Origin of the sequence: Ochrobactrum sp. AP1BH01-1 (assembly GCF_018066705.1) — a bacterium.
GTDB lineage: Bacteria > Pseudomonadota > Alphaproteobacteria > Rhizobiales > Rhizobiaceae > Brucella.
Genome location: NZ_JAGPOU010000001.1, coordinates 818,102 through 830,735, shown reverse-complemented (window position 1 = coordinate 830,735; position 12,634 = coordinate 818,102). Strand labels below are relative to the sequence as shown.

Genomic DNA, 12,634 nt, shown 5'->3' with positions numbered 1-12,634 from the left:
AGATTGATTGTATCCTGCCATTGTGAAACAGATTCTGTCCCTTTTCCGCAGGCGACTGGTCGGCAGCATTCTCGTGCTGCTGATTGTCATCGTCGGCTGCTTTTTTCTGGCAGAAAGCGCGCCGGGTGATGCCGTGGACGCCTATGCCGTGACATTCGGCGGCGATGCGGCGACGATTGCTGAAATGCGGGCGCGCTGGGGGCTGGACCGGTCCGTCTGGCATCGGCTTGGAGCCTACCTCGCGGCACTCGCGCAGGGTAATCTCGGCTGGTCGGTCAGTTTCAACCGGCCCATCCTCGACGTCATTCTGGAACGCCTGCCCAACACGCTGCTTCTGATGGGGGCGGCGACAGCCTTGTCTTTTGCCGTGGGCTCGCTTCTTGGCATCGTTGCCGGTGCCAGACCCGGAAGCTTTCGCGACCGGTTCCTTTCCGTGGCATCGCTCGTCCTTTATGCGATCCCCGGTTTCTGGCTGGCGCTTGTGCTGGTCATCCTGTTTTCGATCCGGCTGCGCTGGCTGCCATCGAGCGGCATTGAAACAATTGCTTCCGGCAAGCATGGGCTGGCGCGGGCGGGCGACATTGCGCTCCATCTGGTGCTGCCGGTGGTCTCGCTGGCGGTGATCTATCTGGCGCTTTACCTGCGTGTCATGCGCGCCGCCATGGCCGATATATGGCGCATGGATTTCGTGCGCGCCTTGCGGGCGAGGGGCATTTCGCATTCGCGCATTGTCCTGCGTCACGTGGCGCGCAACGCCGTGCTGCCGCTCGTCACCGTGCTGGGCTTGCAGGCGGCATCCATGCTCGGCGGCAGCGTGGTGATCGAAAGCGTCTTCGCCGTGCCGGGGTTGGGAAGGCTCGCGCAGGAAGCCGTAGCAAGCCGTGACACGCCGCTTCTGCTCGGCGTCATTCTGGTGAGCGCCATCATGGTTATCGTGGTCAATTTCCTTATCGACCTGGTCTATCTCTGGCTCGATCCACGTATCGCTACCGGGGGCGGCAGGGCATGAGCCGCTTTAAATGTTATTTCAGAACGGGTGAAGGTATAACGGGCACAATCCTGCTCGCGCTGCTCGGCATGGCGGCGCTTATGGCACCTCTCATCTTTCCCGGCGATCCTTTAAGCATTGTCTCAGCGCCGTTGTTGCAACCTTTTGAAAATCCGCATTTTCCTTTCGGAACCGACCGGCTTGGACGCGACGTTCTGGCAGAGCTTTTCTATGGTGCGCGCACCTCGCTTGGCGTTGGGCTGGCCGCGGCATGTGCCTCGGTCGTTCTTGGCAGCATCGTCGGAACGCTGGCCGGCTTTGCCGGTGGTATCGTCGATGAAGTGCTGATGCGTATCACCGAAGCCTTCCAGACAGTGCCGGGCTTTCTGCTGGCGCTGGCTCTGGTCAGCGTCGCCGGGCCGTCGCTGCCGGTGCTGATTGCTGCAATCGCCCTTTCAAGCTGGACACAGGCTGCGCGTCTGACGCGTGGTCAGGTGCTATCGATCCGCGAAAGCGATTATGTGGCATCGGCCCGCGTCATCGGCATGCATCCGATGGAAATCGCCTTCCGCCAGATATTGCCCAACGCCCTGCCGCCGGTTCTGGCGCTGGCGCCGGTGATCGTCGCTTCCGCCATCTTGATCGAAGCGGCCCTGTCTTTTCTGGGCCTCAGCGATCCGAACCGTGTCACCTGGGGCGGCATGATCGCCGAAGGGCGCACGGTCCTGCGCTCCGCGCCCTGGCTTTCGATCCTGCCCGGTCTGGCGCTGGCATTGACTGTTGTCGGCGTCTATCTGGCAGGCGAAGGGCTGACGAACGCCATATCCCGACGCGAGGTGCAGTCGTGAGCAGCCTTGTCCGCCTTGAAAAGCTCTCCGTATCCTACGGCAGCGAGCCCGCGCTGGAGAATATCGATCTCGATATAGGGCAGGGCGAAACGCTGGCGATCATTGGCGAGAGCGGTTCGGGCAAAAGCACGCTGGCGCTGGCCTTGGCCTCTCTTCTCCCGAGTAATGCGCACATTTCCGGTCAACTGGAGTGGGCGAATGGCAAGCCGCGACCGGGACGCGATATCGGCTTCGTGTTTCAGGACCCGGCGTCGAGTTTCGATCCGCTGATGACGGTGGGCGCGCAGCTTGTCGAGACCATCCGCGCCCATGCGAAAATCGACAGGCTGGCGGCGAAAGCCAAAGCAATAAGCCTTTTGGAGCGGGTCCATATTCCGCAACCTGAGACAAGTTATTCGCGCTATCCGCATCAGTTTTCCGGCGGGCAGAAGCAGCGCATCGCGATTGCGCTCGCCATTGCCGCCCAACCGCGCCTGCTGATCGCGGACGAACCGACGAGTGCGCTCGACACCATCGTGCAGAAGGAGATCGTCTCCCTCCTGCGCGAACTGGTGCGCACAGACGGGATGACACTGATATTCATCACCCATGACATCGCGCTGGCCTCGGGACTGGCCGACCGCATCGCCGTTTTCCGGCAGGGCGAACTGGTGGAACTCGGTTCCGCCCGAACGATAATTTCAGACCCGCAAACGGATTATACAAAAGCGCTGATCGCCGCCGTGCCGGTGCTGGAGGCGGCGCATGGCTGATCCGCTTTTGCAGGCCGACGATCTGATCTTGCGCTATGGCGAGGCCCTTGCGCTCGATGGCGTCAGCCTCACGGTCCAGCCGGGCGAAACGCTGGCGCTGGTCGGTCCGTCCGGCAGCGGCAAGTCCACACTGGCGCGGGCGTTGCTGCGACTTCACCCGCTTGAAAGCGGTACAATCCGTTTTGCAGGCGAGGACTGGCTGGCACTCAAGGGAGCTGGACTGCGCAGGCAACGGGCGCGCATGCAGATGGTATTTCAGGACCCGCTTTCAGCCTTCAACCCGCGTGCGAGCGTTTATGATCTCTTGCGTGAGCCGTTGCGCATTCATGGGCTGAAGCGTGACATTGCAAGCCTTTTGCAAATGGTCGGGCTTGATCCGGCACTTGCAAGGCGCGGCGTTCATGAGATTTCCGGCGGGCAGCGTCAGCGGGTGGCGATTGCACGCGCGCTTGCGACCGGCCCGTCGCTGGTCGTGCTGGACGAGGCGGTTTCGGCGCTCGATGTCACCGTGCGCGGTGCTATTCTCAACCTGTTGCAGGACATACAAAAAGCCGAGCAGACGGCCTATCTTTTCATCACCCATGATCTGGCGGTCGCGGCACAGATGGCGGATCGTATCGCGGTGATGGAGCGCGGGCGGATTGTCGAATGCCGCCCGACGCGGGAACTGATTGCCGCACCGCAAGCGCCCGTAACGAAAGCGCTCATTGAAGCGGTGCCGGGATTGTCTGTTTAAACCTTGCCCAGTTCCACCGACCGCTTGCGGGCGGCTTCAACAGCCTCTGCCACGAGCGTCTTGAGGCGGTCGCCACCCATCAGCACGTCAAGCGCGGCAGCGGTGGTGCCATTCGGGCTCGTCACCTGTTCGCGCAATTTCGAGGGCGTGTCGGTGCTGGCATCGGCGAGAGCGCCTGCGCCCATCACCGTCTGCATGGCCAGAAGTGCGGCCGTTTCCTGCGGCAGACCGGCGGTCACGCCTGCATCGGTCAGGGCCTCGATGAAGTGGAACACATAGGCCGGACCCGATCCCGAAACGGCAGTCACGGCATCCATCAGCGCTTCATCGTTCACGCTTGCGACCTTGCCTGATGTTTCAAGCAAGCGTGCAACGAAAGCTTCGTTTTCGTCAGTCACATTGGCGTTCTTGAACGTGACCAGCATGCCCTTGCCGATGGCGGCAGGCGTGTTCGGCATGCAGCGAAGCACTGCCGCATCCTGACCGAGCAGGCTTTCAAAAACGGCGACCGGAATGCCTGCGGCAACGCTGACGAAAGTGGCAGCGGGTGCGAAACGCTGATAGGCTGGCAGAACTTTTGCCATGACCTGCGGCTTGACCGCCACGAGAACCATGCGCGGCTTCAGATCGCCGGGCAGGGCGTCGGCATCGGCAAAGGCATGGACGCCAGCGCCGGCGGCGCGATCGCGAAGCGCTTCGGTCGGCTCCACGACATATACATCTTTCGCCTTGAGGATACCGCTATCGAGCCAGCCCTTGAGCATCGCAAAGCCCATATTGCCGCAACCGACCAGAATTACCGTGTCATGCATATTGATTGTTCCACCTGTGTGTTTCCCCCGCGCACTTATCGAAAGGATCATGCGCGCCTTTTCTTTCCTTTCGGGGTATAGCCCCGTGCGGCTGCGACCTGCAAGGCGATCTGGCGAAAAGCACGATATTTCTCCCGAAATACTGTCCGCTTATTGCAATGCGATTTACTGGTTGCTCATAAGGTACCGGCCATTATGCTTGCCATCTGGAATTATGGACAGAGCAACGAAGCAGATTCTGCTTGCGTTGCTGGAATGGGGAGACAATGGATCCGGCTTTGACGACAGGCGTTCCACCGGCTGAGGCCTTCGGCCACGTCCGCATCATCATAGGCATGATTCTTGGCCTGTGCGTTTCGCGCCTTTTGACTGGATTGGCGCGCTTTATTCAGCATCCCGGCAAGCAGAAGATTTATCCGGTTCATCTGGCATGGGTCGGTTTCATTTTGCTTTCGGTCATTCATTTCTGGTGGTTCGAGTTCGGCTTGCGAACCATTCCGCTCTGGACCTTCGAGAAATATCTCTTCGTGATTTTTTACGCCGGCCTCTATTTCCTGCTCTGTACGCTGCTCTTCCCCGACAGCATGGAGGAATATACCGGCTATCGCGATTATTTCATTTCCCGCCGCAAGTGGTTCTTCGGCATCCTGGCACTGGTTCATGTGGTGGATGTGATGGATACGCTGCTGAAGGGCCATGACCACTATCAGCTCTATGGCATGGAATATCCGATCCAGATCGTCGGTTTCATCCTGTTCAGCCTCGTCGCGGTCTTCTGGGACAACCGGCGCTATCATGCGATTTTCGCTGCAGTTGCGCTGGTTTACCAGATTACCTTCACACTTCGCCACTTCGCGACGCTGAGTTAACGCTTTTCCGCATTGCGCCGGGTTTCCGCATCCACGATTTCGCGGAACTGGCGCAACAGCGGATGACGGGCGGTTTGCCTGACGCCGTAACCCAGATTGAAAGCATAGTCGAAATCGGGCGGATTGAGCCCGATATTGTGCTGCATCATGGTTTCAAGCTTGTCGAAGCCCTTGGCGAAGATAGCTTCCGGCGAACTGCCTTCGCTGTACTCTGCCCAAAGCGCCATGATTTCGGCGCGCAGATCGTCGGGCAGGGGTTCGCACAGCGTCATGAGGTCAGCTCTTTCGCGCGCGGCTCGCCCGTCGTCAGCGGATTGATGGATGGCAGGAACATCGCCGGAAATCGCCTCGCCCAGATCGTGGACGATGCACATCTTGATGAGTTTCAGCCGGTCGCACTCACCCAGTTCCCGGTCGAACAGTGACACCAGCAGACAAAGCCGCCAGCTATGTTCGGCGGTGCTCTCCGGCCGCCCCTCGGAAGTATGGCCGGAACGCAATGTGCTTTTCAGCCGTTCTGCATTCTGGATAAACCGGATGATGCCGTTAAGCCGGACTGGATCAATCGCATATTCCATTTCGGCGCTCACGCTGGCCTCCTGATTTATCTGTATGAAATAACGTATATAATTGCAATTTTAACGGTTTATTTGCCATGATGAATATTAATCTGGATCAATAGCCACGGTGTAAGCGGGACGGAACGATGGTGGAAAGGGACAGAAAGGCGACACGTGCGGCTGCTCGCCCGCTGCTGGCCTATGCGCCGGAATTCCTTGAGACTGTGTCCTTGTCCCGCGTTTTCCTGAATGACGAAGAGCGCGAACATCAAAGGCGTCGGGAGGAATTGCTTCGTCGCAAGCAGGAACTGCTGGACGCCGAGCAAAACGGCAAGCTTGATCCGGCGGCGGATATGCAGGGCCGGATGAACGCCGTGCGTGAGGCGTTGCAGGCCAATCTCGAAGGCGCAGCGGTCAGGGCGCAACCCGCGCCGGAAATTTCCGCGGAGCCTGAAAGTGAGCCGGTGACGGTACCACGCCGCCGGCGGCGCTGGGGGCTTCTGGCCGGTTTCACGCTGCTGGGCGGAATTATCGGAACCGCCTATGCCTTTCTCGTGCCGCCCCAATATGCAGCGACGGCTTCCATGCAGGTTTTTCCGCCGGAACGGCGCAGCGAAATCGCCTCCAATGCCGTTCTGGAACGCGCCGCGCAGATGGCGCGCATAACGCGCGCGGAGGACCTGGGTAAGCCCTCATTTCAGGAGGAATTGCGCGCTCGCCTGAACCGGTTGCTGCCGGAAGATTTGCAATCTCCGGCGTCAAAAGCGTCAGGTGTTGAATTGCTGCGCGAACGCCTTGATTTCACGCAGGCGCTAGACAGCGGCACGGTGAATGTCGAGGCCACAGCCCACAGGCCGGAAACGGCGGCGCTTCTTGCCAATGCGGTTGCGCACGCGTTTCGCGATCATCTGCAGGGCGGTGCTCCATTGAGCGGGGCTGAAGGGAATCTTCCGGCGCGGCTGCAAAGTCTGGAGGCGGACGCTGAAGCGGCGCGACAGGCGGCGGCCACATTTCGCGTCAGCCGGGATTTCGGTGATGACGATAACAAGGCCGCGCTTCAGCGCGAGTTTGCTGATAGCAAGGCCGAGACGGCGCGCATTGCTGCGGAGGCCAACAGCCTGAACGGGGCGAGTGCCGAAAGTCTCGCCCGTGAAGGCGTACCGGAAAGCATGCGTTCCGGAGCATTGGGCGCGCTGGTGGAGCGCTATCGCACGGCAGGGCAGGGAGCGGAAGCGAAGCAGATTGAGGTGGAGGTCGATAAGGAGATTTCCAGTCAGCGCAGCATCTTGCAAGCCGATCTTAAGAATGCGGTTGAACGCGAGCAGAAAGCAGCCGCAGCCATTGCCGGTTTTGGTTCGACGCCTGCCACGGATGAAGACAAAGCCCGCCTGCAAATGCTGGAGCGCGCTGCGGCGGCAAAGCAGGCGCTGTTTGAGGATTTGCAGATGCGCGCAGCGCGAGGAGAAACTTCCGCGGCGGGTTCCGCCGCGACGGTGCGGATTATCGCGCCAGCGCTGGCGGAAGCGAACCGACGCGATCTCCCGCCGCAATGGATCATCGCCGTTGGTTTTCTGGGCGGGTTTTTGCTTGGCCTTCTTTCGATGGCGCTGGCCGGTCGCAAGGCCCCTTCGCCGCGAAAGACAGACGCCGAGCTGGAAGAAGTGCTGGAACCCTACGGCGAGACCCGTCTTGCTGCGGTTATCCGCGAAGCCAATGCGCGCTGGGAAGCGGAGAATGAAGGTCCCCGCCGACCGAAGGAAAATGCAGCCCTCGGTCGAGCCATCGACGACGTGCGTTCGTCCCGCGCTTCCCGGCCTTGACAGGACTTTGCGTTCTGAAACTTCATAAAATCCTGCATTGTCGCGCATTCGCCAATTGTCATCGGGCGTCATGACGCTTATGGGCATGTGTGCGGAAAATATCTCGTGTATCTCCCAGACAATCACGAAAGAACGGAGCGCTCGCTATGGCTCAATTGATTGATGGCAAGAAGCTCGCCGAGGATGTGGTTTCCACGGTGAAGACCGAAACCGAAAAGCTCGTGGCTGCGACCGGCGTCGTTCCGGGCATTGCCGTCGTGATCGTCGGCGAAGACCCGGCGAGCCAGGTCTATGTCGCATCCAAGAGCCGCAAGGCCAAGGAATGCGGCTTCCATTCCGTTCAGCATGACCTGCCGGAAACGGCGTCGGAGCAGGAACTTCTCGACCTGATCGAGAGCCTGAACAACGATCCCGGCATCCATGGCATTCTGGTGCAGTTGCCGCTGCCGAAGCACATCGATTCAGGCCGTGTGATCCAGACTATTTCGCCCGACAAGGATGTGGACGGTTTCCATTTCATCAATGTCGGCAAGCTTGGCACCGGCGAGGTCGAAACGGCCTTCGTCCCCTGCACGCCAGCGGGTGCGATGATCATGATCGAGCGTGTTCACGGACGCGACCTTTCGGGTCTGAATGCCGTGGTGATCGGGCGTTCCAACATCGTCGGCAAGCCGATGTTCAATCTGCTGCTCGCCGCCAACGCTACGGTTACGGTTGCGCATAGCTGCACGAAAGACCTTCCCGCGATTGCCCGCACGGCGGACATTCTGGTGGCGGCGGTCGGGCGTCCGCAAATGGTCAAGGGTGATTGGATCAAGCCGGGCGCCACTGTGATCGATGTCGGCATCAATCGCATTCCGGCCCCTGAAAAGGGCGAAGGCAAGACGCGATTGGTCGGTGACGTCGATTTTACGGAAGCCGAAAAGGTCGCCGGAGCGATCACGCCGGTTCCGGGCGGCGTCGGCCCGATGACCATCGCCATGCTGATGGCGAACACGCTTACGTCGGCATGCCGCATTGCTGGCGTGAAAAAACCAGTTTTTTGACACAATTGAACTGCGCTTTTCGTGCAGTTTCATTCCGGTTTTGATGGTTTGAGAGGCAAAACAGTGTGAATCACTGTTTTGCCTTAATTTCATTCGGGCCTTTTCAGAACACCGAAGCGCCTTCGTCGGCCCGTCCGGCGATCTGACGGAAAGCGCGGAACAATTCGCGTCCCATGCCATGCTCATTGCCGGAAAGATCAGGCCGATCCTCGCCGCGATCATTCAGCAGCGCGATATTGGCCAAAACTTCCAGCGTACCATTGACCGCATCGAGGCGGATAACATCGCCGTCGCGGATTTTCCCGATGACACCGCCATCAAGCGCTTCCGGCGTGACATGAATGGCGGACGGAACCTTGCCCGACGCGCCGGACAGACGGCCGTCAGTGACAAGGGCAACACGCTGGCCGCGATCCTGCAGAATGCCGAGGACGGTCATCAGCTTGTGCAGTTCCGGCATGCCGTTCGCTTTCGGTCCCTGATAGCGGACCACGGCGATGAAATCTCCGGTCAGCGCACCAGCCTTGAACGCGGCCTGCATTTCCGCCTGATCGTTGAACACCTTGGCAGGCGCTTCAATGATCTGGCGCTCGGGCTTCACGGCGGAAACCTTGATGATCGCATTGCCGATATTGCCGGTCAGGACCTTGATGCCGCCGGTCGGCTGGAATGGCGCGTGGATCTTCGCCAGAACCTTGTCGTCGCCGCTTTTCTCCGGCACCGGCTCGCGTATGACAGTGCCGTCAGCGCCAAGCTTCGGCTCGATGGCGTAAGGCCGCAGACCTTCGCCCCAGACGGTGCGCACATCTTCATGAAGAATGCCGCCATCGAGAAGCTCGCGGATGAGAAAGCCCATGCCGCCAGCCGCATGGAAATGGTTCACATCGGCAAGGCCGTTCGGATAGACACGCGCCAGAAGCGGCACCACGTCCGAAATCTCGGAAATATCGTGCCACGTCAGCTTGATGCCGGCGGCAGCCGCCATGGCGATCAGATGGATGGTGTGGTTGGTCGAGCCGCCGGTCGCATTGAGGCCGATGATGCCATTGACGAAGGAGCGTTCGTCCAGCATTTCGCCGACCGGCGTATATTCATTGCCACAGGCGGTGATGGCCAGCGCGCGCTTGGCGGCTTCGCGGGTCAGGGCATCGCGCAGCGGCGTGCCCGGATTGATGAAGGATGCGCCCGGCAGATGCAGGCCCATGATTTCCATCAGCATCTGGTTGGAATTGGCCGTGCCGTAGAAAGTGCAGGTTCCGGGGCCGTGATAGGACTTCGATTCCGATTCCAGGAGTTCGGTGCGACCGACCTTGCCTTCGGCATAAAGCTGGCGGGTCTTGGCCTTCTCGTCATTCGGCAGGCCGCTGGTCATCGGCCCGGCAGGCACGAACACGGCGGGAAGGTGCCCGAAGGTGAGCGCGCCAATGATGAGGCCGGGCACGATCTTGTCGCAGACACCGAGATAAACGGCTGCATCGAACATATCGTGCGACAGGCCCACAGCGGTCGCCATCGCAATGACTTCGCGGGAGAACAGCGACAGTTCCATGCCCGCGAACCCTTGCGTAACGCCATCGCACATGGCGGGCACGCCGCCCGCAACCTGTGCGACGCCGCCTGCTTCGCGCGCAGCCTGCTTGATGAGTTGCGGGAAGGTCTCGAATGGCTGATGCGCCGACAGCATGTCGTTATAGGCGGTGATGATGCCGAGGTTCGGAATCTCGTCGCCGGTCAGCGCCGCCTTGTCATGCGGCCCGCAGGCAGCAAAACCATGCGCGAGGTTGGCACAGCCCAGAACGGCTCGCTTCGGCTTGTTGGACGAGGCTTCCCGCACACGGCCAAGATAGGCTTCGCGCGTCGGCTTGGACCGTTCGCGAATGCGCGCGGTGATTTCCTGAATGCGTTTGTGAGCGGACTGCATGGGCATGGGTATCACCTGTGCCAATCTGGCCTGAATGGAATTAACTGGTCCAGTAAAGCTGGATGGGTGTGCGCGCATGGTGGAAGACAGCGCGCACGGGCATTTCATTCTCGTCGTCGCCGGAAAGCGCCTTCTCCAGCGTTGCCTGCTTGGCCGCACCTTCGATGTGAAGGACCACCATGTCGGCCTCAGCGATGAGCGGCAGGGTCAGCGTCAGGCGCTTTTCGCCAGCGCTCTCGGCATGAATAGGCAATACGAGGGCGCGTGTTGCCGGATCGATCGCCTGATCGAGCCGGTCGGCGTCGGGAAAGAACGAGGCGGTATGACCGTCATTGCCCATGCCCAACACCACCACGTCAAAAGGCCGGCGCAATGCATCGATGCGGCTGGCGGCGGCAAGCGCTGCCGTTTCAACCGTCGCCGCCGGATTATACAGGCCGACGAACCGGGCCACACCTGCATGATCGCGCAAAAGATGCTCGCGCACCAGCCTTTCGTTGGAACGGTCGCTTTCGACTGCTACGAAACGCTCATCCACGAGGGTTATCGTGACGAGGTTCCAGTCGATCATCTTGCGGGAGAGCACCTCGAACAGTTTTAGCGGCGTGGTGCCGCCGGAGACGGCGAGCGTTGCCTGTCCCCGTTCAGCGATGGCGGCATTCAGCTTGTTCGCAATGGCCTCCGACAATGCCTGGGCCAGTTCCGTTCCGCTCGTGAAATCATGCCGTTCGATGCTCATTCCATTCCTTTCCAAAGCAGTAGCCGGAGCGCGCGGCTCCAGTGTCACAGGCTTTCGTGCCACGTGCGCCCGTCACGCTCGATGAGCGCGATGGACGATGATGGACCCCATGTCCCTGCTGTGTAACCCTGAACGGGCTGGCTGTTCAAATCCCATCCCTGAAGGATCGGATCGACCCAGCGCCATGCCGCTTCCACCTCGTCGCGCCGCATGAACAGGGTCTGGTTGCCGCGCACCACATCCATGATGAGGCGTTCATAAGCATCCGGATTGCGCTCGCTGAAGGATTCGGCAAAGCTCATGTCCAGCGGCACGTGGCGCAGGCGCATGCCGCCCGGACCCGGGTCCTTGATCATCAGCCACTGCTTCACGCCTTCATCCGGCTGCAGGCGGATGACGAGCTGGTTGGCTATGACCTTGCCAGCACTTTCACCGAAGATGGAATGCGGGATCGGCTTGAAAGTAACAACGATTTCCGAAACGCGCGTGGCAAGCCGCTTGCCGGTGCGCAGGTAGAAAGGCACGCCCGCCCAGCGCCAGTTGGCGATTTCGGCTTTCAGCGCCACGAAGGTTTCGGTATTGCTGGTGTCGCTTTCCAGATCTTCCAGATAGCCGCGCACCGGACCGCCTGCGGAAGCTCCGGCGCGATACTGGCCGCGCACCGTCACGTCTTCGACATTCAGATTGGTAATCGGCTTCAAGGAGCGAAGAACCTTGACCTTTTCATCGTGCACGGCATCGGCTTCAATCGATGAAGGCGGCTCCATCGCAACGAGGCAGAGAAGCTGGAGAATATGGTTCTGCACCATATCGCGCAGCGCGCCCGCCTTGTCGTAATAGCCTGCGCGCCCTTCAAGGCCCACGGCTTCGGCAACGGTGATCTGCACATGGTCGATATGGGCGGAGTTCCACAGCGGCTCATAGAGCGCGTTGGCAAAGCGCAGCGCCATCAGGTTCTGCACGGTTTCCTTGCCCAGATAGTGGTCGATGCGGAAAATCTGGTCTTCGCGGAAAACGCTGCCCAGCGTGTCATTGAGCGCCATGGCGGATTCGAGATCGCGGCCAATCGGCTTTTCAACGATGATGCGCGTATCGCGCGTGATGAGGCCATGCGCCTTCAGGCGCGTGGCAATATCGCCAAACAGGGTAGGGCTGACGGCGAGATAGAAAGCGCGGATCTTTTCGGGCTTCTTGCCGATCAGGGTCTTGAGCGCATCCCAGCCTTCTTCGGACTTGGCATCGACAGCCACATAGCTGAGGCGGGCGAGAAAGCTGTCGACTTCCTTCTCGTCGACTTCCTCCGCCTTCACATGCTCATGAATGGCAGCACGTGCGAACTGCCGGTACTCATCGTCCGTCATGGCGCTGCGCGATGCGCCGATGATGCGCGTCGGGTCGGTGAGCTGGCCTGCACGCTGACGCTGATACAGCGCCGGGATGAGCTTGCGCTCGGCAAGATCGCCGGAACCGCCGAACACGATGCAGTCGAAGGGCTCTACCGGAATTGTCTGGCTGGTCATCTATCGCTCTCTTCTCTTCTGGC

Annotated in this window: 12 protein-coding genes; 7 read left to right on the top strand and 5 right to left on the bottom strand. The window is 60.3% G+C overall.

Annotated elements, in window-relative coordinates; genetic code table 11:
* Positions 1-7 precede the first annotated feature (7 nt).
* The 4 genes from J9800_RS03870 to J9800_RS03855 are packed head-to-tail and all read left to right on the top strand — an operon-like array spanning position 8 to position 3,324.
* Entirely contained in the window at positions 8-1,009 is a 1,002-nt protein-coding gene (locus J9800_RS03870; protein ID WP_114214681.1) for an ABC transporter permease, read from the top strand.
* Complete coding sequence (locus J9800_RS03865; protein ID WP_114214682.1) at positions 1,006-1,836, top strand: ABC transporter permease; 831 nt, start codon at positions 1,006-1,008, stop codon at positions 1,834-1,836. The genes J9800_RS03870 and J9800_RS03865 overlap by 4 nt, the downstream gene beginning before the upstream one ends.
* Entirely contained in the window at positions 1,833-2,588 is a 756-nt protein-coding gene (locus J9800_RS03860; protein ID WP_114214683.1) for an ABC transporter ATP-binding protein, read from the top strand. The genes J9800_RS03865 and J9800_RS03860 overlap by 4 nt, the downstream gene beginning before the upstream one ends.
* Entirely contained in the window at positions 2,581-3,324 is a 744-nt protein-coding gene (locus J9800_RS03855) for an ABC transporter ATP-binding protein (RefSeq protein WP_114214684.1), read from the top strand. The genes J9800_RS03860 and J9800_RS03855 overlap by 8 nt, the downstream gene beginning before the upstream one ends.
* On the opposite strand, the gene proC is transcribed toward J9800_RS03855, so the two are convergent.
* Positions 3,321-4,136, bottom strand: a complete 816-nt coding sequence (proC, locus tag J9800_RS03850; protein ID WP_114214685.1) for a pyrroline-5-carboxylate reductase — start codon at positions 4,134-4,136, stop codon at positions 3,321-3,323. The two genes, J9800_RS03855 and proC, sit on opposite strands and share 4 nt — an antisense overlap.
* Before the next feature lie 266 nt (positions 4,137-4,402).
* Between proC and J9800_RS03845 the strand changes: the two genes are divergently transcribed.
* Positions 4,403-5,005, top strand: coding sequence for a hypothetical protein (locus J9800_RS03845; protein ID WP_112587121.1), 603 nt, complete (start codon positions 4,403-4,405; stop codon positions 5,003-5,005).
* Here J9800_RS03845 and J9800_RS03840 read toward each other — a convergent pair.
* Positions 5,002-5,595, bottom strand: a complete 594-nt coding sequence (locus tag J9800_RS03840) for an HD domain-containing protein (RefSeq protein WP_112587123.1) — start codon at positions 5,593-5,595, stop codon at positions 5,002-5,004. The two genes, J9800_RS03845 and J9800_RS03840, sit on opposite strands and share 4 nt — an antisense overlap.
* 116 nt (positions 5,596-5,711) lie before the next feature.
* On the opposite strand from J9800_RS03840, the gene J9800_RS03835 reads away from it, so the two are divergent.
* Together J9800_RS03835 and folD are read left to right on the top strand one after the other, a co-directional pair.
* The gene (locus J9800_RS03835; protein ID WP_114214686.1) at positions 5,712-7,385 is read left to right on the top strand and encodes a Wzz/FepE/Etk N-terminal domain-containing protein; all 1,674 of its coding nucleotides are present in this window, start codon (positions 5,712-5,714) and stop codon (positions 7,383-7,385) included.
* 146 nt (positions 7,386-7,531) lie between these two features.
* Positions 7,532-8,431 carry a bifunctional methylenetetrahydrofolate dehydrogenase/methenyltetrahydrofolate cyclohydrolase FolD gene (gene folD / locus J9800_RS03830; protein ID WP_114214687.1) on the top strand — a complete coding sequence of 300 codons (900 nt, stop codon included), beginning with the start codon at positions 7,532-7,534 and terminating at the stop codon, positions 8,429-8,431.
* Between the two features lie 103 nt (positions 8,432-8,534).
* Here folD and edd read toward each other — a convergent pair whose 3' ends face one another.
* The 3 genes from edd to zwf are packed head-to-tail and all read right to left on the bottom strand — an operon-like array spanning position 8,535 to position 12,611.
* Positions 8,535-10,358 carry a phosphogluconate dehydratase gene (gene edd / locus J9800_RS03825; protein WP_114214688.1) on the bottom strand — a complete coding sequence of 608 codons (1,824 nt, stop codon included), beginning with the start codon at positions 10,356-10,358 and terminating at the stop codon, positions 8,535-8,537.
* 34 nt (positions 10,359-10,392) lie between these two features.
* The gene (pgl, locus tag J9800_RS03820) at positions 10,393-11,091 is read right to left on the bottom strand and encodes a 6-phosphogluconolactonase (RefSeq protein ID WP_114214689.1); all 699 of its coding nucleotides are present in this window, start codon (positions 11,089-11,091) and stop codon (positions 10,393-10,395) included.
* Between the two features lie 44 nt (positions 11,092-11,135).
* The gene (gene zwf, locus J9800_RS03815; RefSeq protein WP_112587133.1) at positions 11,136-12,611 is read right to left on the bottom strand and encodes a glucose-6-phosphate dehydrogenase; all 1,476 of its coding nucleotides are present in this window, start codon (positions 12,609-12,611) and stop codon (positions 11,136-11,138) included.
* Between the last annotated feature and the right edge of the window lie 23 nt (positions 12,612-12,634).

Excerpts from the sequence above, each read along its gene's own strand:
- J9800_RS03835 (WP_114214686.1), top strand. The coding sequence starts at position 5,712 with ATGGTGGAAAGGGACAGAAAGGCGACACGTGCGGCTGCTCGCCCGCTG.
- J9800_RS03855 (WP_114214684.1), top strand. The coding sequence starts at position 2,581 with ATGGCTGATCCGCTTTTGCAGGCCGACGATCTGATCTTGCGCTATGGC.
- pgl (WP_114214689.1), bottom strand. The coding sequence starts at position 11,091 with ATGAGCATCGAACGGCATGATTTCACGAGCGGAACGGAACTGGCCCAG.
- J9800_RS03865 (WP_114214682.1), top strand. The coding sequence starts at position 1,006 with ATGAGCCGCTTTAAATGTTATTTCAGAACGGGTGAAGGTATAACGGGC.
- proC (WP_114214685.1), bottom strand. The coding sequence starts at position 4,136 with ATGCATGACACGGTAATTCTGGTCGGTTGCGGCAATATGGGCTTTGCG.
- folD (WP_114214687.1), top strand. The coding sequence starts at position 7,532 with ATGGCTCAATTGATTGATGGCAAGAAGCTCGCCGAGGATGTGGTTTCC.
- J9800_RS03845 (WP_112587121.1), top strand. The coding sequence starts at position 4,403 with ATGGATCCGGCTTTGACGACAGGCGTTCCACCGGCTGAGGCCTTCGGC.
- edd (WP_114214688.1), bottom strand. The coding sequence starts at position 10,358 with ATGCCCATGCAGTCCGCTCACAAACGCATTCAGGAAATCACCGCGCGC.
- zwf (WP_112587133.1), bottom strand. The coding sequence starts at position 12,611 with ATGACCAGCCAGACAATTCCGGTAGAGCCCTTCGACTGCATCGTGTTC.